Here is a 25,764-nt window from a genome sequence, read left to right on the forward strand (position 1 = left end):
AACGGTCAGGTGAAGCTGGCGATCGGCTCTTTCAGAAGGGTGCTCCAACCGGTGTGCAGCGTCCCGGCCCCGCTGTAGTAGGTCCACAGCATTTCGGAGGGGTTCAAGGTCAGGCGCTCGACGGTCGATCCGTCGGCCTGGCCCTGCAGCTGGATGTCGGTGATCGCCGCGTCGCGCAGGGCGACGGTGAACATCAGGACGCCATTGCTCACCCGGTGCAGATAGGTGGGGCGCTCGCGGCCTTCGCCCAGAGGCTTGGCCCGCAGGCAGAACTCGTAGAGCTTCACCGACAGGGCGTCGACGGGCTTGACCACGGTGAAGGCGGCGGCCGGCGGCGCGGTCGCCGAGGCGGGCGCCTTCAGGTCCTGGCCGAAGGCGATCAGCGGCGCGCACAGCCCGGGATCGAAGCCGCCGATCACGGCGGCGGGCAGGCCGTCGATCCTGGGAACCGCCGGCGGATAGACAAGCTCAGGCTCGCCCGGCTGCAGCAGAATGATGTCCATGGCGCGCCCCAATCCTGTTTCCAGGTCTTCGTTGAGGCGGACCCTAACCTTGACCGTGGCGCTTGGCGACCGCCGTTATCTCAGGCGGTGACGACCGCGTCGCCCACCACCCGCACCGGCCACGGGGTCAGGGAGACGTTCTGGCAGGGGCCGGCGACCATCGCCCCGTCCTCGATGCGGAACAGGGCCGCGTGGCCGCCGCAGAGGATCAGGTCGTTCTCGCGGGTCAGGAACCGGCCGCTCGGTCCGGCCAGCGGCCAGCCGGCGTGCGGACAGCTGTCGACATAGCCGACCACGTCCTGGCCCCGCCGCACCACGAAGCCTGCGAACACCGCGTCCTCGGCCCGGAAGCGAAAGCCGCGCGCGCCGGGCGAGGCGATCTCGTCCAGCGGGCACAGCACGGTCCCGGAGGTGGGGCGGGCGGGGTTCATGGTGTTTTCGAGTCCGAGGCGGAGTCGATCCCCGCATCGATCCCCATTGGCCATTCGTGGATGTCGATTCGCGCGAACAGCCCGGCCCGCGCATAGGGATCCTCGGCCGAGAAGCGCCGCGCGGCGGCCAGGTCGGCGCATTCGACCGCCATCAGCGAGCCGCACATCGCCCCCGCCTCGTCCAGCAGATAGGCCCCGAACCGGTATTCGTCGGCCTTGGCGCGCACATAGGCCAGGTGGGCCGGCCGGGTGGCCGTGCGCAGCGCCGCCGTGTCCGGCCCGTCCAGGCAGTGCAGGGCGAACAGCGGCATGGCGGCTAGACCGAGCCGACCGCCAGCCGCCAGGTGTGGATCTCGACGCTCTCGAAGATGCCGGCCGCGGTGTAGGGGTCGTTGTCGGCCTGGGCCTGGGCGGCGGCCTTGTCGTCGGCCTCGACGATCAGGATCGAGCCGACCGGGTTGCCGTCGTCGTCCAGCAGGGCGCCGGCCAGCTTCAGGACCTTGGACTCGGCGAGATAGGCCAAGTGCTTGGGGCGGGTGGCCAGGCGGGTCTCGAGCGCGCCGGGCTTGTCCTTGCAGGTGATGGCGTAGAGCGGCATGGGGCGGGGTCCTTGGCTAGGTGGAAAAGCCCTGCGTCCTTCGAGGCCCGCTGAGCGGGCGCCTCAGGATGAGGAAATCAGAAGTCGCTCACTTACCTCATCCTGAGGTGCGAGCCGTCGGCGAGCCTCGAAGGACGCACGGCGTCTAAACCTCGGCCTTCAGCGGCCGCGAGAGCAGGCCGAGGATGGCGCTGTCGACATCGACCTCGCCGGCCAGGATGGCGGCGACGGCCTCGCAGATCGGGGTCTCGACATCCAGCGAGCGGGCCAGGGCGCGCACGGCGGGCGCCGACGCCACGCCCTCGGCCACCGAGACCTTGCCGGCCAGGGCCTGTTCCAGGGTCTGGCCGCCGCCCAACGCCAGGCCGACGCTCATGTTGCGCGACTGGGGGCTGGAGCAGGTCAGGACCAGGTCGCCCAGGCCGCACAGGCCGGCGACGGTTTCCGTCTTGCCGCCCAGGGCCACGGCAAGGCGGGTCAGTTCGGCGAAGCCGCGGGTGATCAGGGCGGCGTGGGCGCTGCGGCCCAGGCCCTTGCCCTCGGAGATGCCGCAGGCGATGGCCAGGACGTTCTTCACCGCCCCGCCGGCCTCGGCCCCGATCACGTCGGCGGCCCAGTAGGGGCGGAAGGTCGGGATGGCGATCGCCTGGCCGATCCGCTGGCCCAGTTCCTCGTCCTCGCAGGCCAGGGTGACGGCGGTGGGCAGGCCGCGCGCCACCTCGCCGGCGAAGCTGGGCCCCGACAGCACGGCGATCGGCTGGCCCGGCAGCACCTCGGCGGCGACGTCGCTCATCAGCTTCAGCGTGCCTTGCTCGACGCCCTTGGAGCACAGCACCACCGGAACGCCGGCCTGCAGGTGCGGCTTCAGGGCGGCCAGGGCCGAGCGCAGATGCTGGGCCGGCGGCACGGCCAGGATCAGGTCGCAGGCGGTCAGGGCGGCCATGTCGGCCGAGGCGGTGACGGCGTCTTCCAGCTTCACACCGGCCAGGAACAGGGTGTTCTCGCGGTCGGCGGCGATCGAGGCCACGACCTCGGGCTCGCGGGCCTGCAGCGTGACCTGGAGGCCGGCCCGGGCCGCGACCTGGGCCAGGGCGGTGCCCCAGGCCCCGGCGCCGATGACGCCGACGTGCTTGAAGGTCATGCCTTGGCTCCCTTGCGACCGAAACTGTTGCTCGGATTGGATAACGCGGCGGCCTCGTCCAACGGCCAACGCGGACGCGCCACGGCGTCCAGATCGTCGGAGATCCCGATCGCCAGCCGCTCGGCCCCGGCCAGGGCGATCATGGCGGCGTTGTCGGTGCAGTAAGCCAGGGGCGGGGCGTCGAAGCTGAAACCGTTGTCGGCGCAGTTCTTCCGCAGCGCCGCCTTCACCGCGCCATTGGCCGCCACCCCGCCGGCCACCACGAAGCGCAGGGCCTGGCCTGGATGGCTCGCCGCGTAGAGCTTCATGGCCCGGTCGGTGCGCTCGGACAGCTGGCGGGCGATGGCGAACTGGACGGCGGCGGCGAGGTCGGCGCGCTCCTGCTCGGACGTCACCTTCTCGGCCAGGCGCGCGGCGGCGGTCTTCAGCCCCGAGAAAGAGAAGTCGCAGTCCTTGCGGCCCAGCAGGGCGCGGGGCAGGTCGAACTTGGAGGGATCGCCGCTGGCCGCCAGCTTCTCCAGGGCCGGGCCGCCGGGATAGGGCAGGCCCAGGCTCTTGGCGATCTTGTCGAAGGCCTCGCCGGCCGCGTCGTCGATGGTGGTGCCTAGGCGGGTGCAGGCCCCGACGCCGGCCACTTCCAGAAGCTGGCAGTGACCGCCGGAGACCAGCAGCAGCAGGAACGGATAGTCGATCGAGGCCCCCAGCCGGGCCGAGACCGCGTGGCCTTCCAGGTGGTTGACCGCCACCAGCGGCAGGTCGCGGGCCAGGGCCACGGCCTTGCCGAACGCCAGGCCCACCATCACCCCGCCGACCAGGCCCGGCCCGGCCGTGGCGGCCACGCCGTCCAGGGCGTCGAAGCCGATCCCCGCCGCGCGCATGGCTTCGGCCGCGACCGCGTCGATGGCCTCGACATGGGCGCGGGCGGCGATCTCGGGCACCACTCCGCCGAACGGGGCGTGCTGCTCGAACTGGGTGCCGACGATCGACGACAGCACCGTAACGCGGCCGTCCTCGTCCCGGCGCACGACGGACGCGGCGGTCTCGTCGCAGCTGGTTTCCAGTCCAAGGATGGTGAGGCCCATTTTCCTTAAGGGGGTCATCTGGTTGCGGCCGCTTCCCCGCTCCTGTAGCAGGCAAGGCGTCTTTCGACCTTGCAGGTAACGTTCGAACCTTGTCCCGGCAACCCATCCGTATCGGCGCGCGCGGCTCCAAGCTGTCGCTGGCCCAGTCCGGCCTGATGCAGGCCCGCATCGCCGCCGCCCTCGGCTGGAGCGGCGGGGCGGATATCGACGCCTTCGCCCAGCTGATCCCGATCGTCACCAGCGGCGACCGCATCCAGGATCGCCGGCTGATGGAGATCGGCGGCAAGGGCCTCTTCACCAAGGAGATCGAGGAAGCCCTGCTGGACGGCCGCATCGACTGCGCCATCCATTCGCTGAAGGACATGCCGGCCCAACTGCCGCCGGGCCTGGTGCTGGCCGCCGTGCCCGAACGCGAGGATCCGCGCGACGCCTTCATCAGCCATGTGGCCGAGCGGCTGGAAGACCTGCCCAAGGGCGCGCGCTTGGGCACCGCATCGCTGCGTCGCCAGGCCCAGGCCCTGCACGTGCGCCCTGACCTCGAAGTCGTCATGCTGCGCGGTAATGTCGACACCCGCCTGGCCAAGCTGGAGCGCGGCGAGGCCGACGCCATCCTGCTGGCCCAGTCGGGCTTGAACCGCCTGGGCCTGGGCCACCTGACCAAGAGCTGGCTCGATCCCCTGGCCGCCCCGCCCGCGCCGGGCCAGGGCGCCCTGGTCATCGAGACCCGCGCCGAGGACGTCGACCTGCCGTGGCTGCAGGCCGTGCGCTGCCAGGCCACGACCCTAGCCGTGGCCGCCGAGCGCGGCGCGCTCTACGCCCTGGAGGGCTCGTGCCGCACGGCGGTCGGCGCCCATGCCCGGCTGGACGGCCTGACCTTGACCCTGATCGTCGAGGCCCTGACCCCGGACGGCGTCCAGCGCTTCCGCCGCGAAGGCTCGGTGGTTCTGTCGAGCCAGGACGCCGCCGACGAGGCTCGGGTCCTGGGCCTGGAGTTGGGCGCGGCCGTGCGCGCCGAGGGCGGTCCCGCCCTCATCCTGACCGAGTAGGGCCGATGGTGGCGGCCGCGCCGCGGATCTGGATCACGCGCGCTTCGCCGGGCGCCGAGCAGACCGCCGCGCGCCTGACGGCCATGGGCCTGCCGCCGCTGGTGGATCCGCTGCTGGAGGTGGTCCCCCTGTCGCCGTCGATCGATCTGAACGGCGTGGCGGCCCTGGCCTTCACCAGCGTCAATGGCGTGGAGGCCTTCGCCCGCCTCTGCGCCGACAGGAGTCGCCCCGCCTTCGCGGTGGGCGACCGCACCGCCCGGGCCGCGCGCGAGGCCGGCTTCGCCGAGGTGGTCTCGGCTGATGGCGACGTCGGCGCCCTCGCGGCGCTGATCGTGGGGCAGGGGCCGCGGATCGGCGGCGTGGTGCTGCACCCCAGCGCCCTGGAGCCCGCCGGCGACCTCGTCTCGCCCCTGGTCGCGGCCGGCCTGACCGCCCGGCGCGTGGCGGTGTACGAAACGGTCGAGCGTGATCCCGAACCCGCCACCCTGGACCAGCTGGGAACCATGGCCGCGGTTCTGCTCTATTCGCCGCGCGCGGCGGGCAAGCTGGCTCGGGTGCTGCAGGTCCGCCCCGCGCCCAGCCTTCGGGCCTTGTGCCTGTCGCCGTCCGTGGCGGGCGCGCTCGGGACGGCGGAGCAGGACGGCCGCCTGGCGTCCGTGGTCTGCGCGCCGCACCCGACCGAAACCGCGCTGCTGGATCTGCTCACGCTCTAGCTGGACGATTGCGCGGCGCGGCGGCGTGGGGCACGAATGGCGCATGACGCTCGCTCCCGACCCCGTTGAATCCGACGCCCCGCGCGACCCGGCGCTGTATGGGCGTCGCCGCCTGCTGGGTCCTGGCTTCTGGGCGCTGATCGCCTTCGGGATCCTCTGCGTGGCGGCCGGCGCGGCCCTGGCGCGATTCGGCCCGACCTGGTTCTCCGGCGCCAAGCCGCCGCCCGCCGTCCAGCAGCCCGTCGGAAGCGCGACCCCGTCTTCCCAAGCCGGACCCGGCCAGCCGCTTTACGGCGCGTCCAGCGTCGCCGCCGTCCCGCCGCCGGCGTCCGAGGACGTGGCGCAGCTGGAAGGCCGGGTCGCGGTCCTCGAAACCGGTCAGCAGCGAGCCCTGGACGCCGCCGGCGCGGCCCTGGCCGCCGCCACCCTGGCCGACGCCGCCCGCACCGCCCGGCCGTTCGCCGAGGAGCTGGCCGGCCTGGAGCGCGTCCTGCCCCTGTCGCCCGACCTGCGCGGCCTGGCCCGCCTGGCCCAGGACGGCGCGCCGACCCGCGCGGGCCTGGCCGACGAATTCGAGACGCTGGCCGGCCGCGTCGCCGTCGCCGCCCGCGACCCCGGCCGCAACGCCGACTTCCTGGCCCGGCTGCGGCACGCCCTGTCCAGCATCGTCTCGATCCGCCAGGTCGGCACGACCCAGGGCGGCACGCCCGACGCGGTCCTGGCGCGCGCCCAGAGGCTGCTGAACGAGGGCGATATCGAGGGCGCGCTGACCACCCTGGAGAGCCTGCCCCCTCCGGCTCAAACCGTGCTGGCGCCGTGGCGCGCCGCCGCCGAGCGCCGGATCGAGATCGACCGCCACATCGCCGCGATCCGCGCCGACGCCCTGGCCGGCCTGGTCCAGGTGACGCGCGCCCAGGGGGCCTATCCGCCCGCCGCTCCGGTGGCCCCATGATCCGCGCGGCGATCGTCTTCTTCCTCGTCGCCGCGATCGCCGTGGCGATGGTCGCCCTGACCGGCGAACCGGGCGCGGCGAGCCTCGACTGGATGGGCTGGCGGGTCGAGATGACGGCCGCCGCGGCCGCCCTGATGACCCTGTTCACGGCCCTGCTGGCCACGATCCTTTGGCGCGCCCTGCTGTGGGTGATCGAGGCGCCGAAGCGCGCCGCCCGGGCCCGCGCCGAGGCCAAGCGCAAGCAGGGCGTCGAGGCCCTGTCGCGCGGCTTCCTGGCCGTGGCCGCCGGCGACGGTTCGGAAGCCCGCCGCCTGGCCCAGAAGGCGTCGGAACTGGCCGAGGACGCGCCGGCCCTGGTCCGCGTCCTGGCCGCCCAGGCCGCCGAGGCTGCGGGCGACCACGTCGCCGCGCGCCAGGCCTACAACGCCATGCTGGGCTTCCCCGAGATGCGCCTGGCCGGCCTGCGCGGCCTGATGCAGACCGCTTTGGCCGAGGGCGACAAGGCGCTCGCCCTCAGGCACGCCGAGACCGCCTACGGCCTGGCCAAGACCGCCCGCTGGGCCTGGCGCGCGCTTCTCGAGGCGCGCCTGGAGGCGGGTGACTGGAAAGCGGCCCTGGCCCTGGTCCAGGGCGCGCTGGACCGCAAGATCGTCCCGCCGCTGGTCGCCGAACGGGCCCGGGCCGCCCTGCTGGCCGCCTCGGCCGCCGGTCTGGAGGAGTCCGACGACCCCAAGACCCTGGCCCAGGCCCTGGACTTCGCGACCCAGGCCGCCAGGCTCAAGCCCGAGTTCGCGCCCGGCGTGGTGATGGCCGCGCGCCTGCAGGCCGCCGACGGCAAGGCCGCCAAGGCCGGGACCCTGATCGAGGCCGCCTGGAAGCAGGCTCCGCACCCGGCCCTGTGGCTGGCCTATCGCGACCTGAAGACCAGCGAGACCCCCAAGCTGCGCGCGACCCGCCTGGCCGCCTTGGCCAATCTGAAGCCCGAAGCCCGCGAGAGCCGGCTGCTGAAGGTCGAGAGCGCCCTGATCGGCGGCGATCCGATCGCCGCCCGGGCCGCCGCCCGGCTGCTTCCCGAAGAACCGCTGACCGCGCGGGTCGCCGGCCTGATGGCCCGCGTCGCCTATGCCTGCGGCGAGGCCGACGAGGCCCGCGCCTGGGTCGCCCGGGGCGTGGCCGCGCCGCAGGAGCCCGACTGGTCGGACCTGGACCCTGAAGGCCGGGCCTTCGCCTACGCCCGGGACGACTGGGCGCGGCTGACCGTCAGCTACGCCGAGACCGGCGAACTGATCCATCCGCGCTTCGAGCGCCGCGAGCGCACGATGGGCGAACTGCCGCAGCTGCCCTCGGCCTATGCGGAATCGACGCCCTTCGTCCGCGCGGCCGAGACCGGCGGCGCCTTGATGCCCATTCCCGACGATCCCGGAATCGGGCCTGGAATCGGCGACGGGACCGGCGATGGCGGCCTCGACACGGCCCCGTCGTCCGACCCCGAAACCGGCGCTCCGGCGCCTCGTCGCAAAGCTGGTTCACGCCGACGCTTGGCAAGCGGCCCTCGCGCCGCTAAATAGGCCGCTCCTCGCGCCGGGTCGGTGATTTGGCGACAGGAACACCAGTGTCTTCCGGGCCCGTTTCGAGCGGCCCGGAGACGAAGCGCGCCGCTTTAGCTCAGCTGGTAGAGCACCTCATTCGTAATGAGGGGGTCACAGGTTCGAGTCCTGTAAGCGGCACCACTTCCCAGTCTTCGATTCCCGCTTTCGGCCCCGCCTCCCAGGCGCGCGGGCCTGCGACCAAGCGTCTCGCCGGGCGGTTTTCGCTGCGTTGCGACAAAATGTCCGACGACGGATCTTTAACTCGCAGAATCACGACTTCTACTGACGAGAAGCCAGGGTTGTCGCGACTGAATGCCGTAAATCAAAGGCTATCACCGCGCATCTGGTCGCCATGGTCGCCTCATCGATGCTTGTTGCGCCGCAAAAGTTGCATCGAATTCTGTATAGACAAGTCGGATAGTTAGAATTGATGTGCGTTTCTGACTTCTTTGACGAACATTTTCTTCAATGTCGGCTTCACTACACATGAATTGTACCGGCGTTATCTGAATTCCATTACAGTCTCGTTTACTCCTTCCGCGACATCTGCCGCCTCGTAAAGCCCGGAAGAAACTCGGGCAGGGGATACAGAATGTCGAAAAGAAATACCCGGAGCGCCGTCGCGCTCTGCGCATTGACCCTCGTGTTTGCGCCGTTGAGCGCCGCCCACGCCGACGCCGCCAAGGACGTCCAGGTCGCCGGCCGCGCGCTGACCTTCCTCGAGAACGGCCCGACCGGCAAAGCCGTGCTGGGCGTGGTCTTCGATCCGTCCAAGCCCGCCTCGGTCGCCGAGAAGAACGCCGTGATGGCCGCCATCGGCGGCGGCATGAGCGCCGGCGCCGTGACCCTGACCGCCAAGCCGGTCGAAGCCTCGGCCGTCTCGGGCGTCAGCGGCGTCGCCGCCCTCTACGTCACCACCGGCGTCAACGTCGGCGCGGCCGCCAAGGCCAAGAAGATCATCACCATCGGTTCGGACACCTCGTGCGCCACCAGCGGCGCTTGCGTGATGAGCGTCTCGGCCGACCCCAAGGTCGAGATCGTCGTCAACCGCGCGGCCGCCGCCGCCGTGGGCGCGGTCTTCAAGGCCGCCTTCCGCATGATGATCCGCGAAGTCTGATCCGAACCGAGCCCAGAGAACCAATCATGAAAAAGACTCTTCTGGCCGGCGTTTCGGCCACTTTCGCCCTGTCCATGGCCGCCCTGGCGTCCACTGGGACCGCCCACGCCCAATCGATCGACTACGGTTCGATGGAGCAGCTGTTCAACGAACCGGTCACCACCAGCGCCACCGGCTCGCCGCAGCGCTCGACCGAAGTTCCGGTCGCCATGGAGATCATCTCGGCCGACGACATCAAGCGCTCGGGCGCCGTCGACCTGCCGACCATCCTCAGCCGCGTCGCCGGCCTGGACGTGCTGAACTGGGGCGCCGGCGCCTCGGACGTCAGCGTCCGCGGCTATGACCAGGCGATGTCGCCGCGCCTGCTGGTGCTGGTCAACGGCCGCCAGGTCTATCTGGACCACTACGGCTACACCGCCTGGGCCACCCTGCCGGTGCAGCTGTCGGAAATCCGCCAGATCGAAGTCGTCAAGGGCCCCAACAGCGCCCTGTTCGGCTTCAACGCCGTGGGCGGCGTGATCAACATCATCACCCAGAACCCCAAGTTCGACAGCGCCGGCTCGGTCACCCTGACGGGCGGCACGAACGGCTACGGCGAACTGTCGGTGGTCAAGTCGGTGAAGCTGGGCGAGCGCTTCTTCGCCCGCCTGTCGGCCGGCGCGGCCCAGATGGACGAGTACAAGAACACCACCGGCGTGGCGTCCAACCTGCTGACCGACCCGGCCCGGGTCTCGGCCAACCTGGACACCATCACCCAGCTGACCGAGAAGACCGAACTGCGGGTCGAAGGCTCGTGGTCGAACGTCCAGGTCAGCGAGGCGGTCTCGAACTACAGCTACTCGCCCAGCAAATACGTCACGACCTCGGTCAAGGCGACCCTGGCTTCGGACACCAAGCTGGGCCTGCTGCAAGTCTCGGCCTACGAGACCAACCTGACGGCCAAGCAACTGATCGTCGGCCAGAAGGCCCGCTTCGAGAACAAGCTGGATGTCGTCAGCGTCCAGGACCTGTTCAAGATCGGCGCGAACCATACGTTCCGCATCGGCGGCGAGTATCGCAAGAACGAGGTCAACACGGCCCCGCTGGTCGGCGGCAAGCTGAGCTACGAAGTGGCTTCGGTCTCGGGCATGTGGAACTGGGCCGTCAGCGACAAGCTGGCCGTGACCGCCGCCGGCCGCTACGACGACTTGAGCCTGTCGCGTGAAGGCACGTTCCCGGCCGGCTACCCGGCCGTGACCAACGCCTACTGGGATCGCTCGATCAAGAAGGCCAGCTACAACTTCGGCGCCGTCTATCGTCCGACCCAGGCCGACACCTTCAAGGCCACCGCCGCGCGCGGCGTGCAGGTTCCGACCCTGGTCGACCTGGGCGCGGTGCAACTGCGGGTCGTCTCCGGTCCCTTCACCATCGGCGTGATCGGCAATCCGACCCTGGAGCCCTCGATCGTCACCAACTACGAAGTCGGTTACGAGCGCGCCCTGCCGGGCCTGGACGCCAAGGCCGGCGTCAGCGTCTTCAGCCAGAAGACCGAAGACGTGAAGGGCCAGCCGACCTCGGGCCAGATCGACGTCCTGCCGACCGCGCCGGGCGTCCTGCCGCTGCTCAGCTATCGCAACATCGGCGACAGCAAGATGTGGGGCGTGGAGCTGAGCGCTTCGGGCAAGATCTCGGGCGGCTACCACTGGAGCGGCGACTGGACCTTCACCGACGTCGACGACGAACCGACCGCCGGCTTCTCGCCGACAGTCCGCCTGGCCAACTTCTCGGCCACGACGCCGGAAACCCGCGCCAACGTCTCGTTCGGCTGGGCCAACGCCCAGTGGGCCGCCGACGGCTTCTTCCACTACACCGGCGACCACAAGGCCTACCTGTCGACCGGCGCGCTGGTCAGCGTGGAGGACTACGTCACCCTGGGCGGCCGCGTGGCCCGCACCTTCGATCACGGCCTGACCCTGGCGGTCAGCGGCCAGAACCTGACCGACGGCCACCAGCGCCAGACGTCGGGCCTGGAAGTCGAGCGTCGCGCCTTCGTGACCCTCAGCAAGGCCTGGTAAGCGTCTAGCGCTCACTGGAAACGAGAAGGGCCCCGTCGCGAGACGGGGCCCTTTTTCGTTGCCGTTGAGTCCGGCCAGCTCAATGTCCGCCGCATCGAACGAAGGCGCAATTTCCCCCAAGCGATCGATGCGGCCGCGGCTTAAAGGGGCAAGGGGGCGAAGATGGAAGCGATCCTTCATGACGCCGAACCCGCGCACACTACCCAGCTTGGCGACAAGATCGCTGATGGTCGGCTGTCTCATGGCGACCGGAGCGCTCGCCGGATGCGGCGCTGAAAACGATCGAAAGCAGGATCATTCACAGACCTACTCCGCCGAGGCAGCCAGGATGAACACGGTCACTTCGAGAGACGGCACCAAGATCGCCTACGACAAGCAGGGGAGCGGCCCCCCGGTCATCCTGGTGAACGGCGCGTTGGCGGGGCGGGAGGCCGGTTCGGACATCGCCAAGCGCCTGGCGGGACGCTTCACGGTCTACAGCTATGACCGCCGGGGGCGAGGCGACAGCGGCGACACCCCACCCTTCGCCGTCGAGCGCGAGATCGAGGATATCGCGGCGCTGATCGAGGCGGCCGGCGGAACCGTCTATCTGGCCGGCTTCTCTTCCGGCGCCGCGCTCGCGCTGGAAGCGGCCAGCGCGCTGGGTCCGAAGGTCGACAAGCTGGCCCTCTACGAAGCGCCCTATGACGAGTCGGCGGGCGCCGCGGACAAGTGGAGAACCTACAGGGCCGAGCAGGCCGGCCTGCTCGACGCGGGGCGTCGTGGCGAGGCGGTGCTGCATCACATGAAGTTCGTCGGGATCCCCGACGCCGCGGTCGCCGAGATGAAGACGACGCCGGCCTGGGCGGGCATGGAGGCGATGGCGCCGACGTTGCCCTATGACGTGGCCGCGATCGGCGACGATCGCTCGGTTCCCGTCGAGCGGGCCGCCAAGGTCCGCGCCAAGGTCCTGGTGATGGACGGCGGCGCGAGCCGTGAGGCGATGCCGTTCATGCGCGCCTCGGCCGACACGATCGCCCAGGCCGCTCCGAACGCAAGGCGCCGCACCCTCGAGGGGCAGGGCCACAACGCGCGCCCGGACGCCATCGCGCCGGTCCTCATCGCGTTCTTCTCGGAGCCCTAGTCCCACCCCTTGATCTTCTTCTTCTTGCCGATGGCGAACAGGCCGGGATAGGGGCCCTTTCCGGTGCGGTAGAGGCACCAGTCGTCGTCCTTCTTGCAGTCGCCGTCGAAGGCGGCCTTCTTGTCGGGGTCGATCGCCGCGTAGAGGGCGGGGCCGTTCTTGTTCTTGGCGCCCAGGGCTTCGGCGCAGGCCTCGCGCTCGACCTTGGTCAACTTGACGATGTCGGCCTCGGTGCAACCGCTCTTGCGGGCGGCTTCGCGCAGGGCCTCGCCGCCGCCTGTCAGGGTTCCTCGGGCGGTGAAGCCGGGCGGGGCGACGACCTCGCCGCGCTGCGACGGGGTCGGTCCCGGCACGGGCAGCGTCGGGACGCTGGGCGGCGGGGCGGCGACGGGGCGATGGAACGCCGGCGCCGTCGACGCCCTTTCCGGAGTCGCGGCGCGGTCGGGCGTCGCGGGAGCCAGCAGGCTGACCTCGACGCTGCGGGGCTCGACCAGGGTCGGCGGGGCGGGCACGCCGATCAGCAGGGCCCAGCCCAGCAGGGCGTGGAAGGCCAGAGACATGCCGCCGACCACCAGCCAGCGCCGTCGGGCCGATTTCACGGAGCGCGATCCTGGACCTGGCGCATGGCGACCTTCCCGGCGGACCGCTAGGGCGCCGTCATTGGCGGGATGGGTCAAAGATAGGCTCGATCTCACCGAACCAAGCTCTAGCGACGGGGTGCGGCGGGAGCATGGCCGCGACAAGTCGGGCCTGAAACGAATGAGGCCGAAAACGAGAAGGGCCCGGCGTCGCCGCCGGGCCCCTCCGTCTTTCAGCGGCGAACCACCCTTAGGCGGCGGCCTTCTCCTTGACGCCGAAGCGGCTGTAGAAGGTCTCGCCCTTGGCGGCCATGTCGCGCAGCAGTTGCGGCGGGGCGAAGCGCGCGCCGTACTTCTGGGCCAGGGCGTCGCAGGCCTCGACGAACTTGGCCACGCCCACGCCGTCGATCAGGCTGACCGGGCCGCCGGTCCAGGGCGCGAAGCCCCAGCCCAGGATGGCGCCGACGTCGGCTTCACGCGGGTCGGTGATCACGCCTTCCTCGAAGCAGCGGGCGGCTTCCACGGCCTGGCGGTAGAGGAGCCGGGTGCGGATCTCCTCGATGCCGGCCTTGTCGACCTCGGCGATCTTGACCGGCGCCAGGTCGGACAGACCCTTCCACAGCACCTTGGGGCCGTTCTCCGGATAGTCGTAGAAGCCCTTGCCGTTCTTGCGGCCGTAGCGGCCCTCGCCCTCGACCATCTTCTCGATGATCGTGGTGAAGGGGCGCTCCTCGTACTTGTCGCCGAGGTCCTTCTTGGTCTGCTGGGCGATCTTGTAGGAGAGGTCCAGCGCGACGTCGTCGTGCATCTCCAGCGGACCGCGCGGCATGCCGGTGGCCCGGCCGACATTGTCGATGATGGCCGGGGCGTAGCCGTCGGCCAGCAGCTCCATGCCTTCCTGCACGAAGGTGCCGAAGCAGCGGCTGGTGTAGAAGCCGCGGCTGTCGTTGACGACGATCGGGGTCTTCTTGATCTTCAGGACGTAGTCGATCGACTGGGCCAGGGCCTCCTGGGAGGTCTCCTCGCCCATGATGATCTCGACCAGGCCCATCTTGTCGACCGGCGAGAAGAAGTGGATGCCGATGAACGAGGCGGGACGGACCGAGGCCTTGGCCAGGCCGGTGATCGGCAGGGTCGAGGTATTGGAGCCGAAGATCGCAGTGTCGGCCAGCTGGGCTTCCGCCAGCTTGGTGACGCCGGCCTTCACGTCGCGGTTCTCGAACACGGCCTCGACGACCAGGTCGCTGCCCTTGACGTTGGCGTAGTCGGCGGTCGGGTGGATCAGGGCCAGGATGGCCTCGCCCTTTTCCGGGGTCAGCTTGCCGCGCGAGACGGCCTTCTTGACCAGGCCCTCGGCGTAGCCCTTGCCCTTGTCGGCGGCTTCTTGGCTCTGGTCGATCAGCACGGTCTCGATGCCGGCCATGGCTTGGACGTAGGCGATGCCCGCGCCCATCATGCCGGCGCCCAGGACGGCGACCTTCTTGACGTCGTAGTGCGGCACGCCGGCCGGACGGCCCGAGCCCTTGCCCAGCTCCTGGAGAGACAGGAACAGGGTGCGGATCATGCCCTTGGCCTGGGGCGACATCAGGGTCTTGAGGAAGTAGCGGGTCTCGATGCGGATGGCCGCGTCGAACGGCACCTGCAGGCCCTCATAGACCGCCTTCATGATGTTCAGCTGGGCGGGATAGTTGCCATAGGTCTGCTTGCGCAGCATGGCGTTACCCATGATGAACACCTGGCTGCCGCTGGCCGTGTAGGGGCCGCCGCCGGGGATTTTGAAGTCCTTCTTGTCCCACGGGGCGACCGGGTCGCCCTTGGTCTTGACCCAGGTCTTGGCGGCCTCGACCTCGGTTCCGGCCGGAACGACCTCGTGCACGACCTTGAAGCCCAGGGCCTCGGCCGGCTTCATAGACTTGCCTTCCAGCAGGAAGGGGGCCGCGGCCATCACGCCCATCAGGCGGGTCAGGCGCTGGGTGCCGCCGCCGCCCGGCAGCAGGCCGACCTTGGCCTCCGGCAGGGACAGCTGGATCTTCGGGTTGTCGCCCACGACGCGGTAGTGACAGGCCAGGGTCATTTCCAGACCACCGCCCATGGCCAAGCCGTTGATCGCCGCGGCGATCGGCTTGCCGCCGGTTTCGAGAGCCCGGAAGGCCTTGTTCAGCGCGAAGCCGGCGTCGAACGCCGCCTTCAGGTCGCCGCCGCCAATCCCGCCTTCGGCCCCGCCCAGTTCGCCCAGGTCGGCGCCGGCGCAGAAGCCGGTGGTCTTGCCCGAGGTCAGCACGGCGCCCTTGATGGCGTCGTCGGTCTTGATGCGCTCGACCAGCTCGCCGATCTCGCGGATCACCGAGGCGGTCAGGGTGTTCATCGTGCGGCCGGGCACGTCGAAGGTGACCAGGGCGATGCCGTCGGCGTCGACTTCGATCTTGAAGTTTTCCATGTCTCTAGTCCTTGGATCCTAGACGCGTTCGATGACGGTGGCGGTGCCCATGCCGGCGCCGACGCACAGGGTGATCAGGGCGGTTTCCTTGTCCGAGCGCTCAAGCTCGTCGACCATGGTGCCCAGGATCATCGCGCCGGTGGCGCCCAGCGGGTGGCCCATGGCGATGGCGCCGCCGTTCACGTTCATCTTGTCGTGCGGGATGTTCAGCGCCTGCATCATGCGCAGGACGACGGCGGCGAAGGCTTCGTTCAGCTCGTAGAGGTCGATGTCCTTGACCTCCATCTTCAGCTTCTTGAGCAGCTTCTCGGTGACCAGCGACGGGCCGGTCAGCATGATCGAGGGCTCCGAACCGATCGAGGCGGCGCCCTTGATGCGGGCGCGAGCCTTCAGGCCGAGCGCTTCGCCCATTTCCTTGGTGCCGATCAGCACGCCGGCGGCGCCGTCGACGATGCCCGAGCTGTTGCCGGCGTGGTGGACGTGACTTACCTTTTCAACTTGCGGATAGCGCTGGGTGACCACGGCGTCGAAGGCCATGTCGCCCATGCCCTGGAACGAGGGGTTCAGCGAGGCCAGGGTCTGCATGGTGGTCGAGCCGCGCACGGTCTCGTCGTGGTCGAGGATGGTCAGGCCCAACTGGTCCTTCACGCCGATCACCGACTTCTTGAAGCGGCCGTCGGCCCACGAGGCGGCGGCGCGGCGCTGGCTCTCGACGGCGTAGGCGTCGACGTCGTCGCGGCTGAAGCCGTACAGCGAGGCGATCAGGTCGGCCGACACGCCCTGCGGGGCGAAATAGGTCTTGAAGGCCGAGGACGGGTCGGTGGGCCAGGCGCCGCCGTCGCTGCCCATGGGCACGCGGCTCATGCTCTCGACGCCGCCGCCGATGGCGAGGTTGGCTTCGCCCGAGGCGACCTTGGCCGCGGCCATGTTCACGGCTTCCAGGCCCGAGGCGCAGAAGCGGTTGATCTGCACGCCGGCGACGCTTTCGGCGTAGTCGGCGGTCAGGACGGCGGTGCGGGCGATGTCGCTGCCCTGTTCACCCACCGGGGCGACGCAGCCCAGGACGACGTCGTCGACGTACGAGGTGTCGAGGTTGTTGCGGTCGCGCAGGCTTTCCAGGACCTGGGTGGCCAGGGACAGGGCCGTGATCTCGTGCAGAGATCCGTCCTTCTTGCCCTTGCCGCGCGGCGTGCGCACGGCGTCAAAGATGTAAGCGTCGGCCATTGTATGGCTCCTTCCTGCGTAGGCTTGGATGGTTCGTTAACCAAAAAGGCGTCTGATTCCGGTGATTTGGAGATCAGGACGATGACGGCAGCCGAGCGCTCGACGGACGCGGCCCCCCCGGTGGTGAGCGACTTCATCGCGCGCGGCTATCATGTGTTCGGCGGCGGCGTGGACCCGGCGGCGGCGAGCGCCCTGCTGGCCAAGATCCGCGCGCTGCGGACGTTCGATGCGGACCTCTTCCTGTCGGAAGCCGAGTTCGACGCCGACCCGCAATATATAGGGGTCAACCCCGCGCCCGGCAGGAACCTGCTGGAGCGTTTCGAGGACGACCTGGCCTTCGTCGAGAAGGACCCGGCGATCGTCTCGGCTCTGAGCGCCCTGCTGGGCGACGGCTACGAGATCCTGCTCAAGAAGCTGATCTGCGGCGTGCCGGCCAGCGTCGTGCCCGACTGGCTGAAGACCCGCATCGCCGGCAACCCGGTCAACAACCTGGGCGCCTATGTGAAGGCCCCGTTCCGGGACATCACCTATTTCTACGGCATCGACTTCCACCAGGACCTGATCGACTACAAGGACCGGGAAGCCGACTTCATCACCCTGTACATCTACCTGCACGACGTTGGGACGCACGACGCCCCGCTGTTCCTGCTGGAGGACAGCCACAAGCTGGGCGGGACGCTGTTCCCGCATGACCTCACCAAGAACGAGACCGGCTGGCTCTATCGCGACGGGCGCGGCCACGAGGTCCAGACCCGCCAGCACCTGCTGACCGGCAAGACCGGCTACGCGGCCATGTGGCACGCCTGCACCCTGCACGGCACCCAGCCCGACGCCGCCGACAACGAGCGGCTCAGCCTGCGCTACCTGATCGCCCGCAAACCGGGCGTCGCCGCGCCCGGCATGGACGCCGTCAACGCCACCCTGCTGGGCCCGCTCAGCCTGGATGCCACGCGCAAGGACCTGGACGCGCGCGGCGCGGCCCAGATCAAGGCCAACAGCGTCAACAAGGCGTAGGGCCAGGCTCATTATTTCCAAGTTCCGATTGGAGACTTGGCGATCGGCGCGCAGGCCAGGCCCCGGGCGCCGGCCTTGGCGCTGTAGGTGACGCGATAGCCGAACTCCGGCGCCGCCAGCTTGCAGGCGGTGAAGCCCGGCGTCGTCACCGACAGGGTCCAGTCGGCCACCTTCGAGCGCAGCAGGTTGTTGCACTGGTCGACGCCGACCTTCAGCGGCAGCTCGAAATCGCCCGGCGGCTTGGAGCCGGGCTTCTTGCCCACCAGCTTGCCGGTGAAGAACAGCGGACGCGGACCGGCCGCGCGCACGCAGACGACGGCCGAGCGGCTGTCGGAAGCGACCTGGGCGGGCGGCGGAGCGGCGGCGATCGGCATCAGCGGGTCTCCTTGCACGTAAGCTGGCCAAACAGGCTCTTGCGATAGACGAAGGTCAGGCGTTCGCCGGCCTTGAGCGGCTTGGTCGGACGGCAAAGCGTGTCGCTGCGATGCTCGCCGCCGGCGGCGGCGACCACGGCGGGGGACTGGCCCGGCCGAACCACCAGCTGCGGCTTGGCCAGGGTTACGCCGTCGACGTTGGCGCAGCCGGTCTGGCCGGCCTCCACCGCCGGGAACGGCGTCTCGGCCAGGGGCTCGCGATAGGTCAGGCTGTTGCCCTCGAGCTTGGCCGAGGTGGTCTTGAAGCGGCCGTCGCGCACCAGTCCGGACACGGCCACGTTGGTCGCGTTGGTCAGGCACAGGACGACGGCGGCTTCGACCAGCATGCTAGAGCGTCCTCGCGATCAGCAGCTTCATGATCTCGTTGGTGCCGCCATAGATGCGCTGCACGCGGCTGTCGCGATACATCCGGGCGATCGGATATTCGTTCATGAAGCCATAGCCGCCGAACAGCTGCAGGCAGCGGTCGACGATCTTGTTCTCCAGGTCGCTGATCCAGTACTTGGCCATCGAGGCGGTGGCGGCGTCCAGCTTGCCGGCCAGGTGCTGCTCGATGCAGTGGTTGACGAACACCTTGGCGACGGTCGCCTCGGTCTTGCATTCCGCCAGCACGAACTGGGTGTTCTGGAAGTCGATGATCGCCTTGCCGAACGCCTTGCGCTGCTTGACGTAGTCGATGGTCAGCTCCAGGGCCCGTTCGATGGTGGCCATGCCCTGGACGGCGATGTTCAGCCGCTCCTGGGGCAGTTGTCCCATCAGCTGGAAGAAGCCCTGGCCCTCGTCCGAGCCCAGCAGGTTCTCGGTCGGGACCTTCACGTCGTTGAAGAACAGCTCCGACGTGTCCTGGGCCTCGTGGCCCAGCTTGTCGAGGTTGCGGCCGCGCTCGAAACCTTCCGCGCCGTCGGTCTCGACCACGATCAGGCTGGTGCCGCGCGCGCCGGCGGTCGGGTCGGTCTTGACCACCACGATGATCAGGTTGGCGGTCTGGCCGTTGGTGATGAAGGTCTTGGACCCGTTCACGACGTACTGGTTGCCGACGACCTTGGCGGTGGACTTGATCCCCTGCAGGTCCGAGCCCGCGCCCGGCTCGGTCATGGCGATGGCGCCGACCAGCTCGCCGGTGCACAGGCGCGGCAGCCAGCGCTGCTTCTGCTCCTCGGTGCCGTAGTGGACGATGTACGGGGCGACGATGGCGTTGTGCAGGCTGATGCCGAAGCCGTCGACGCCCTTCAGGCCCAACTGCTCCATCAGCACGGCCTCGTGGCGATAGTCGCCGCCGGCCCCGCCGTATTCCTCCGGAACGGTCAGGCCCAGCAGGCCCGCCCGCCCGGCGGTGTTCCACATCTCGCGGTCGACGACGTGGTTCTTGCGCCACGTCGCCACCACGGATTCGGGGGCGTGCTCATCGAAGAACTTGCCGACCGCGTCCTCGAAGATCGCGATGTCCTCTTCGGCCATGAAGGCCGGCTTTTCGAGGTTGAGCACGCCCATGATCAGAAGGCCTCCGCGGGCAGGGCCATCAGGGTGGCCGAGCCGGTCTTCAGCTTGGCCAGATGCGCCCCGGCGTCAGGCAGGACGCGCTCGATGAAATACTTCGCCGTGACGATCTTGGTGGTGAAGAACGGGTCGGTCGAGCCGGCGGCGATCTTGGCGTTGGCCGCCTTGACCATCAGGCACCACATGTAGGCCAGGCCGGTGAGGCCAAAGAGGTGCATGTAGTCGGTCGAGGCCGCGCCGGCGTTGTCGGGGTTCTGCAGGCCGTTCTGCATCAGCCACATGGTGCCGTCCTGCAGCTGGGCCTTCACCCCGGCCAGGGCCTCGATGAACGGCTTCAGCTCGGCGTCGCCGTCGTTCTCGCCGATGAACTGGTCGACTTCCTGGAAGAAGGTCATCACGCCGCGGCCGCCCTTGGCCGCCAGCTTGCGGCCGACCAGGTCCAGCGCCTGGATGCCGTTGGTGCCTTCGTAGATCAGGGCGATGCGGACGTCGCGCAGGTATTGGCTTGCCGGGAAGTGCTCGGTGAAGCCGCTGCCGCCGTGCACCTGCATGGCGTCCGAGCAGATCTTGAAGCCCTTGTCGGTCAGGTAGCCTTTCAGCACCGGCGTCATCAGGCCCATATAGTCCTCGGCCTTGGCGCGCACGGCCTCGTCCGGGTGGTGATGGGCCAGGTCGCCGTGCAGGGCGGTCCAGAACAGGAAGGCGCGGCCGCCTTCGATCAGGGCCTTGCTCTCCAGCAGCATGCGACGCACGTCCGGGTGGACGATGATCGGGTCGGCGGGGCCTTCGGCGTTCTTCGGGCCGGTCAGCGAACGGCCTTGCAGGCGGTCCTTGGCGAAGGCGACGGCGGCCTGGTAGGCGGCCTCGGCCTGGGCGACGCCCTGCAGGCCGACGCCGAGGCGGGCCTCGTTCATCATCACGAACATCAGCTTCAGGCCGCTGTTCTCTTCACCGATCAGCCAGCCCTTGGCGTCCTCGTACTGCATCACGCAGGTGGCGTTGCCGTGGATGCCCATCTTCTCTTCGAGGCCGACGCACTTGACGCCCTCGTTGCGTTCGCCGACCGAGCCGTCGGCCTTGGGCAGGAACTTCGGCACGATGAACAGGCTGATGCCCTTCACGCCGGCCGGGGCGCCCTCGATGCGGGCCAGCACCAGGTGGACGATGTTGTCGGCCATGTCGTGCTCGCCGGCCGAGATCCAGATCTTCTGGCCGCTGATGCGATAGGCGCCGTCGGCTTCCGGAACGGCCTTGGTGCGCAGCAGGCCCAGGTCCGTGCCGCACTGCGGCTCGGTCAGGTTCATGGTGCCGGTCCATTCGCCGGACACCATCTTGGGCAGGTAGGTGTTCTTCTGGTCGTCGCTGCCGCCGGTGTGGATGGCCGAATAGGCGCCGTGGGCCAGGCCCGGATACATCGAGAAGGCCATGTTGGCCGAGCTCGACATCTCGCTGAAGGCCAGGTTGACGACGTGGGGCAGGCCCTGGCCGCCGTAGGTCGGATCCGAACCCAGGCCCGTCCAGCCGCCTTCGCACAGCTGCTTGTAGGCTTCCTTGAAGCCGTCCGGCGTCTTGACCGTGAAGTCCTTGCTCCAGACGCAGCCCTGCTTGTCGCCGACGGGGTTCAGCGGGGCCAGCACCTCGCCGGTGAACTGGGCGGCGGCCTCGAGGATCTGCTCGACGGTCTCGAACGGCGCGTCGGCGAAGCCCGGCAGGTCGCCGTGCTGATCGATGTTGAGCACGTCGCGCAGGATGAAGGCGTGTTCGCGAACGGGCGGCTGGTAGGTCATGAAGCGGTCCTGGTCAGTCGGATCGGGGAGGATCGTGGAAAAGGAAGGTGGTCCCGCGCGCGTCCTCGGTCTTGGAGGAACAACGCGGAATCGGGTCTACTTGCCCAATGCTGCGTCGCCGTGACCGTCGAGCCGGGCGCGGAGCACCTGGTCGTAGTCGGCGGCGCGCGGCAGCAGGTCGGGGCGGATCTCGGCCAGGCGCCGCTCGAGGCGGGAACAGGCTTCGCGCAGTTCGATCAGGGCGCCGTCGATGTCCTCGCGCTGCTGCTCCAGCGCGGTGGCGCGCTCGCGGAACTTCTTCAGCGACCGGGCCATCTGGGCCGCGCCGTCGTCGTTCTCGTCATAGAGGTCGAGCAGTTCGCGGATTTCCGACAGCGAAAGGCCCACGCGCTTGCCGCGCAGGATCAGCTGCAGGCGGACGCGGTCCTTGTGGGAATAGACGCGGTTGAGGCCCTCGCGGGCCGGGGTCAGCAGGCCCTTGTCCTCATAGAAGCGCAGCGCGCGAGGCGTGGCTTTGAACTCGTTGCACAGCTGACGGATTGTAAAGGTGCGCTCTGGACGTCGCAGGTCGGCCAACATTCGAACCCTCCCTGGGCAGGCCCGACTTCTGCGGCCGAGCCGGTTGGTTATCGTCGATCACCATATGCCCGCGACATTCTGCCGTCAACGTTTACGTAAACGTCAACTTGGCTGCGGCCGGATAGGTTTACTTTCCTAGGGTAGAGGCATATTTTCCAGGCTCACGGCCAGGATGCAGCCATGACGCCTCTGTCGCACACCGAAATCTGGACCGCGATCGACGCCCTGGCCAGGCGGTTCGACATGAGCCCCTCGGCGATGGCGAAGATGGCGGGTCTGGATCCCACCGCCTTCAACCGTTCAAAGCGCGGCGAGGGGGATTCCCGTCCGCGCTGGCCGTCGACCGAAAGCCTGGCCAAGGTGCTGGAGGCGACGGGCGTCGGCTTCTCGGAATTCGCGGCCCTGACCGAACGGGCGCCCAGGCCCAATCCGCGCGCCGTGCCGCTGATCGGCTTCGCCCAGGCCGGGGCCGAGGGCGCGTTCGACGAGACCGGCGCGCCGGTCGGGTCGAGCTGGGACGAGATCGATTTTCCGGGATTGGGCGAAGAGGGCGTCTACGCCCTGGAGATCACCGGCGACGACCTGGCGCCGATCTTCCGCGACGGCGACCGCCTTCTGGTCTCGCCGTCGGTCGAGCCGCGCAGGGGCGACCGGGTGGTGGTGCGGACCACAAGCGGCGAACTGCTGGTCAAGGAGCTGGCGCGGGTCACGGCCCGCAGCGTCGAACTGGCTTGCCTCAAGGGCGACGGCCAGGACCGGACGCTGGATCTGGCCGAGGTGGTGTGGATCGCCCGTATCCTTTGGGCGAGCCAATAATCCCTAGAATCAAGAAGGGGGATCAGGTGCGCGGGCAGTCGGCGTGCTTGCTCTGCAGCCAGGCGGTCAGGTCGCCTTCCCACGGGGCGTCGCACGAGATGTCGACACGGTAGGACGCCCAGTTGTCGTTGTGGGCGGCCTCGACGTGCGCGGCGGGGAACTGGGCGGCCAGTTCGCCGAGCAACGAGTCGAATTCCGAGCGGTCCGAAGGGCGGAGAGTGAAGCAAGCCATGAGACTAACCTTGGTTCTGATGAAACCAGACTAGACTCCAAATTGCGGACATACCCTTAACCGGCAATTTAGCTGCCGTTCATCTTTCAGGTCATGGTGTCGCAGGCGGCGCCCATCGTCCTCTGGTCTGGCGGGCCTGCTTCACGAGCTGCTCGCCGCCAGGGGTTCACGGTTCCTGGGACGCGGAGGCCGGCGTGAAGCTTCAGGTGCTCCGCCGGCGGTTTCGAAACCTCTGCGGGCGGAGCAACAAGAACTGACATTTCATGCGTGGCCCCGCTTGCCGGCCGATGCTGTATATTTGCGCTGCGCGCGGGGAGCCCGACATGTCGAGTGACTGCATTTCTCACATCGAAATGGGCGAATGCGTCAAATATCACGCGAACACGATTGCGCCTGACTGTTGGACAATGATAGCCGACAGCTAACTTTGTCTCGCCGCATTGGGCGGGGTCCTTAATAAGATGGGGATAGTATGCGCGTAGCGATGATCGGCACGGGCTATGTTGGCCTGGTTTCTGGCGCTTGCTTTGCGGACTTCGGTCACGTGGTGACCTGCATCGACAAGGATCCGAGCAAGATCGAGCGCCTGGAGAAGGGCGAAATCCCGATCTTCGAACCGGGCCTGGACGATCTGGTGGCGCGCAACGTGCGCGAAGGCCGCCTGTTCTTCACCTTGGAAGGCGCCAAGGCGATCAAGGAAGCCGACGCGGTGTTCATCGCCGTGGGCACCCCGACCCGGCGCGGCGACGGCCACGCGGACCTCAGCTACGTCTATGCGGCGGCTGAAGAGATCGCCGGCCTGATCGAGGACTTCACCGTGATCGTGACCAAGTCGACCGTGCCGGTCGGCACCGGCGACGAGGTCGAGGCGATCATCAAGAAGGCCCGCCCCGACGCCCAGTTCGCCGTGGTCTCCAATCCCGAGTTCCTGCGCGAAGGCGCGGCGATCGAGGACTTCAAGCGTCCCGACCGCGTGGTGGTCGGCACCGAGGACGAACGCGCCCAGGCGGTGATGCGCGAGCTCTACCGCCCGCTGTCGCTGAACGAGACGCCGATCGTCTTCACCGGCCGTCGCACCAGCGAACTGATCAAGTACGCGGCCAACGCCTTCCTCGCCATGAAGATCACCTTCATCAACGAGATGGCCGACCTGTGCGAAAAGGTCGGGGCAGACGTGCAGCAGGTTGCCCGCGGCATCGGCCTGGACAAGCGCATCGGCGGCAAGTTCCTCAACGCCGGTCCCGGCTATGGCGGCTCGTGCTTCCCCAAGGACACCATCGCCCTGGTGCGCACCGCCCAGCAGTACGGCGCGCCCGTCAAGCTGATCGAGACCACCGTCGCGGTGAACGATTCCCGCAAGAAGGCCATGGCCGAGAAGGTCGCCGCCGTACTGGGTACGGACGACCTGTCCGGCAAGACCGTCGGCGTGCTGGGCGTGACCTTCAAGCCCAACACCGACGACATGCGCGACGCCCCCAGCCTCGACATCCTGCCGGCCCTGCTGGCCAAGGGAGCCAAGGTCCAGGCCTTCGATCCGGAGGGCGCCAAGGAAGCCGCCCACATGATGCCGGGCGTGACCTTCGTCGCCGGCCCGTACGAAGCGGCCCAGGACGCCGACGTGCTGCTGATCATCACCGAGTGGGACCAGTTCCGCGCGCTGGACCTGGCGCGCCTCAAGACCCTGCTCAAGGCCCCGGTCGTGGTCGACCTGCGCAACGTCTACAAGCCCGCCGAAATGGTCCGCGCCGGCTTCACCTACGCCTCGATCGGGCGCGGCGCATGAGCGACGGGCCGGTCATCGTCACCGGCGCCGCCGGTTTCATCGGCATGCACGTGGCCGAGCGCCTGCTCGACCGCGGCGAGACGGTGATCGGCGTCGACGTGTTCAACGACTATTACGACCCGGCCCTGAAGGCCGCCCGCGCCGCCCGCCTGGACGGCCGGCCGGGCTTCACCATGGTCCGGATGGACATCGCGGACGACGCGGCCGTGATGGCCCTGGTCCGCGACAGCGGCGCCAAGCGGATCGTCCACCTGGCCGCCCAGGCCGGCGTGCGCTACTCGATCGAGAACCCCTTCGCCTACCAGCGCTCCAACCTCGCCGGCCATCTGTCGGTGCTGGAAGCCGCGCGCCACAACGGCGTGACCCACCTGGTCTATGCGTCGTCGAGCAGCGTGTACGGCGACCGCCCCCTGGAGGGCGCGGGCTTCAAGGAAACCGATCCCGTCGATGCGCCGGTGTCGCTTTACGCGGCCACCAAGCGCGCCAACGAGCTGATGAGCATCAGCTACGCCAAGCTCTACGGCTTCCCGATGTCGGGCCTGCGGTTCTTCACCGTCTACGGCCCTTGGGGCCGGCCGGACATGGCCTATTACGGCTTCACCCAGAAGATCCTCGGCGGCCAGTCCATCGAGGTCTACGGCGAAGGCAGGATGGCCCGCGACTTCACCTATATCGACGACATCGTCGATGGGATCGTCGGCGTGCTGGACAATCCCCCGGCCCAGGGCGGCCACGAGATCTACAACATCGGCGACAACGATCCCGTCGGCCTGATGGAGATGATCACGACGCTCGAGACCGCCATCGGCCAGGAAGCCGTCAAGGTCATGCGCCCCATGCAGCCCGGCGACGTGACGGCGACCTTCGCCGACATCGACAAGCTCCACGCGCTGACGGGCTACAAGCCCAAGGTGAAGCTCGCCCAGGGCCTGGACCGGTTCGCCAAGTGGTACGCGGAATTCTACGGCCGCTAGGGCTTTCGCCCGCCGCCTAGAGCATTTTTGAGCGAAGTGGATACCGGTTCGCGTGAAGAA

At 68.9% G+C, this 25,764-nt stretch carries 26 protein-coding genes and 1 tRNA gene; 12 read left to right on the forward strand and 15 right to left on the reverse strand.

The features are described from left to right. Positions 1-5: 5 nt before the first annotated feature. The 6 genes from AC1DMQ_RS18760 to tsaD all read right to left on the reverse strand — a co-directional run bounded on the left by AC1DMQ_RS18760 (position 6) and on the right by tsaD (position 3,773). Entirely contained in the window at positions 6-503 is a 498-nt protein-coding gene (locus tag AC1DMQ_RS18760; protein WP_477035070.1) for an Hcp family type VI secretion system effector, read from the reverse strand. A gap of 80 nt (positions 504-583) precedes the next feature. Further along, a complete protein-coding gene (locus AC1DMQ_RS18765) occupies positions 584-934 on the reverse strand; it encodes a Rieske (2Fe-2S) protein (RefSeq protein WP_477035071.1) in 351 nt (116 codons plus the stop codon). Further along, positions 931-1,245, reverse strand: a complete 315-nt coding sequence (locus AC1DMQ_RS18770) for a YciI family protein (protein ID WP_477035072.1) — start codon at positions 1,243-1,245, stop codon at positions 931-933. Before AC1DMQ_RS18770 ends, AC1DMQ_RS18765 begins: the two co-directional genes overlap by 4 nt. Before the next feature lie 5 nt (positions 1,246-1,250). Next, on the reverse strand, positions 1,251-1,532 hold the full coding sequence (locus AC1DMQ_RS18775) for a YciI family protein (RefSeq protein ID WP_477035073.1): 282 nt from the start codon (positions 1,530-1,532) through the stop codon (positions 1,251-1,253). A gap of 145 nt (positions 1,533-1,677) precedes the next feature. Continuing rightward, complete coding sequence (locus tag AC1DMQ_RS18780) at positions 1,678-2,673, reverse strand: NAD(P)H-dependent glycerol-3-phosphate dehydrogenase (RefSeq protein WP_477035074.1); 996 nt, start codon at positions 2,671-2,673, stop codon at positions 1,678-1,680. Beyond that, positions 2,670-3,773: a tRNA (adenosine(37)-N6)-threonylcarbamoyltransferase complex transferase subunit TsaD gene (gene tsaD, locus AC1DMQ_RS18785; RefSeq protein ID WP_477035075.1), complete on the reverse strand. Its 1,104-nt coding sequence runs from the start codon at positions 3,771-3,773 to the stop codon at positions 2,670-2,672. Before tsaD ends, AC1DMQ_RS18780 begins: the two co-directional genes overlap by 4 nt. A 71-nt stretch (positions 3,774-3,844) precedes the next feature. Here tsaD and hemC point away from each other — a divergent pair, with 71 nt between their 5' ends. From hemC to AC1DMQ_RS18825, 8 genes are all read left to right on the forward strand, one after another. Next, positions 3,845-4,801 (forward strand): hydroxymethylbilane synthase, encoded by a 957-nt coding sequence (gene hemC / locus AC1DMQ_RS18790; protein WP_477035076.1) that lies wholly within the window; start codon positions 3,845-3,847, stop codon positions 4,799-4,801. A 5-nt stretch (positions 4,802-4,806) separates the two neighbouring features. After that, positions 4,807-5,514, forward strand: coding sequence for a uroporphyrinogen-III synthase (locus AC1DMQ_RS18795; RefSeq protein WP_477035077.1), 708 nt, complete (start codon positions 4,807-4,809; stop codon positions 5,512-5,514). 43 nt (positions 5,515-5,557) lie between these two features. After that, positions 5,558-6,466 (forward strand): COG4223 family protein, encoded by a 909-nt coding sequence (locus AC1DMQ_RS18800; protein WP_477035078.1) that lies wholly within the window; start codon positions 5,558-5,560, stop codon positions 6,464-6,466. Continuing rightward, positions 6,463-8,034: a heme biosynthesis HemY N-terminal domain-containing protein gene (locus AC1DMQ_RS18805; RefSeq protein WP_477035079.1), complete on the forward strand. Its 1,572-nt coding sequence runs from the start codon at positions 6,463-6,465 to the stop codon at positions 8,032-8,034. The genes AC1DMQ_RS18800 and AC1DMQ_RS18805 overlap by 4 nt, the downstream gene beginning before the upstream one ends. An 86-nt stretch (positions 8,035-8,120) precedes the next feature. Further along, positions 8,121-8,196, forward strand: a tRNA-Thr gene (locus AC1DMQ_RS18810). Positions 8,197-8,698: 502 nt separating this feature from the next. Continuing rightward, entirely contained in the window at positions 8,699-9,172 is a 474-nt protein-coding gene (locus AC1DMQ_RS18815) for a hypothetical protein (RefSeq protein WP_477035108.1), read from the forward strand. Positions 9,173-9,198: 26 nt separating this feature from the next. Beyond that, the gene (locus AC1DMQ_RS18820) at positions 9,199-11,226 is read left to right on the forward strand and encodes a TonB-dependent receptor plug domain-containing protein (RefSeq protein ID WP_477035080.1); all 2,028 of its coding nucleotides are present in this window, start codon (positions 9,199-9,201) and stop codon (positions 11,224-11,226) included. A 178-nt stretch (positions 11,227-11,404) separates the two neighbouring features. Next, entirely contained in the window at positions 11,405-12,349 is a 945-nt protein-coding gene (locus AC1DMQ_RS18825) for an alpha/beta fold hydrolase (protein ID WP_477035081.1), read from the forward strand. Here the strand turns inward: AC1DMQ_RS18825 and AC1DMQ_RS18830 are convergent. From AC1DMQ_RS18830 to AC1DMQ_RS18840, 3 genes are all read right to left on the reverse strand, one after another. Then, a complete protein-coding gene (locus AC1DMQ_RS18830; RefSeq protein ID WP_477035082.1) occupies positions 12,346-12,948 on the reverse strand; it encodes a hypothetical protein in 603 nt (200 codons plus the stop codon). The two genes, AC1DMQ_RS18825 and AC1DMQ_RS18830, sit on opposite strands and share 4 nt — an antisense overlap. 229 nt (positions 12,949-13,177) lie before the next feature. Beyond that, positions 13,178-15,364 carry a 3-hydroxyacyl-CoA dehydrogenase NAD-binding domain-containing protein gene (locus AC1DMQ_RS18835; protein ID WP_477035083.1) on the reverse strand — a complete coding sequence of 729 codons (2,187 nt, stop codon included), beginning with the start codon at positions 15,362-15,364 and terminating at the stop codon, positions 13,178-13,180. Positions 15,365-15,382: 18 nt separating this feature from the next. Beyond that, a complete protein-coding gene (locus AC1DMQ_RS18840) occupies positions 15,383-16,588 on the reverse strand; it encodes an acetyl-CoA C-acetyltransferase (RefSeq protein ID WP_477035084.1) in 1,206 nt (401 codons plus the stop codon). A gap of 81 nt (positions 16,589-16,669) precedes the next feature. Between AC1DMQ_RS18840 and AC1DMQ_RS18845 the strand changes: the two genes are divergently transcribed. After that, positions 16,670-17,602: a phytanoyl-CoA dioxygenase family protein gene (locus AC1DMQ_RS18845; protein WP_477035085.1), complete on the forward strand. Its 933-nt coding sequence runs from the start codon at positions 16,670-16,672 to the stop codon at positions 17,600-17,602. An 11-nt stretch (positions 17,603-17,613) separates the two neighbouring features. On the opposite strand, the gene AC1DMQ_RS18850 is transcribed toward AC1DMQ_RS18845, so the two are convergent. The 5 genes from AC1DMQ_RS18850 to AC1DMQ_RS18870 form a co-directional block, all read right to left on the reverse strand. Next, positions 17,614-17,976 (reverse strand): hypothetical protein, encoded by a 363-nt coding sequence (locus AC1DMQ_RS18850; protein ID WP_477035086.1) that lies wholly within the window; start codon positions 17,974-17,976, stop codon positions 17,614-17,616. Further along, the gene (locus AC1DMQ_RS18855; protein ID WP_477035087.1) at positions 17,976-18,362 is read right to left on the reverse strand and encodes a hypothetical protein; all 387 of its coding nucleotides are present in this window, start codon (positions 18,360-18,362) and stop codon (positions 17,976-17,978) included. The genes AC1DMQ_RS18850 and AC1DMQ_RS18855 overlap by 1 nt, the downstream gene beginning before the upstream one ends. Before the next feature lies 1 nt (position 18,363). After that, complete coding sequence (locus tag AC1DMQ_RS18860) at positions 18,364-19,527, reverse strand: acyl-CoA dehydrogenase family protein (RefSeq protein ID WP_477035088.1); 1,164 nt, start codon at positions 19,525-19,527, stop codon at positions 18,364-18,366. Between the two features lie 2 nt (positions 19,528-19,529). Beyond that, positions 19,530-21,320 carry an acyl-CoA dehydrogenase C-terminal domain-containing protein gene (locus AC1DMQ_RS18865; RefSeq protein WP_477035089.1) on the reverse strand — a complete coding sequence of 597 codons (1,791 nt, stop codon included), beginning with the start codon at positions 21,318-21,320 and terminating at the stop codon, positions 19,530-19,532. 96 nt (positions 21,321-21,416) lie between these two features. Further along, positions 21,417-21,896 (reverse strand): MerR family transcriptional regulator, encoded by a 480-nt coding sequence (locus AC1DMQ_RS18870; RefSeq protein ID WP_477035109.1) that lies wholly within the window; start codon positions 21,894-21,896, stop codon positions 21,417-21,419. A 183-nt stretch (positions 21,897-22,079) separates the two neighbouring features. Here AC1DMQ_RS18870 and AC1DMQ_RS18875 point away from each other — a divergent pair, with 183 nt between their 5' ends. Continuing rightward, positions 22,080-22,715 carry a S24 family peptidase gene (locus AC1DMQ_RS18875; RefSeq protein ID WP_477035090.1) on the forward strand — a complete coding sequence of 212 codons (636 nt, stop codon included), beginning with the start codon at positions 22,080-22,082 and terminating at the stop codon, positions 22,713-22,715. A gap of 22 nt (positions 22,716-22,737) precedes the next feature. On the opposite strand, the gene AC1DMQ_RS18880 is transcribed toward AC1DMQ_RS18875, so the two are convergent. Continuing rightward, the gene (locus tag AC1DMQ_RS18880; protein WP_056438330.1) at positions 22,738-22,947 is read right to left on the reverse strand and encodes a hypothetical protein; all 210 of its coding nucleotides are present in this window, start codon (positions 22,945-22,947) and stop codon (positions 22,738-22,740) included. A gap of 472 nt (positions 22,948-23,419) precedes the next feature. On the opposite strand from AC1DMQ_RS18880, the gene AC1DMQ_RS18885 reads away from it, so the two are divergent. After that, positions 23,420-24,730: a UDP-glucose dehydrogenase family protein gene (locus AC1DMQ_RS18885; RefSeq protein WP_477035091.1), complete on the forward strand. Its 1,311-nt coding sequence runs from the start codon at positions 23,420-23,422 to the stop codon at positions 24,728-24,730. After that, complete coding sequence (locus AC1DMQ_RS18890) at positions 24,727-25,704, forward strand: NAD-dependent epimerase/dehydratase family protein (protein WP_477035092.1); 978 nt, start codon at positions 24,727-24,729, stop codon at positions 25,702-25,704. Before AC1DMQ_RS18885 ends, AC1DMQ_RS18890 begins: the two co-directional genes overlap by 4 nt. Positions 25,705-25,764 lie beyond the last annotated feature (60 nt).

The organism is Caulobacter sp. 05L422 (genome assembly GCF_056397765.1).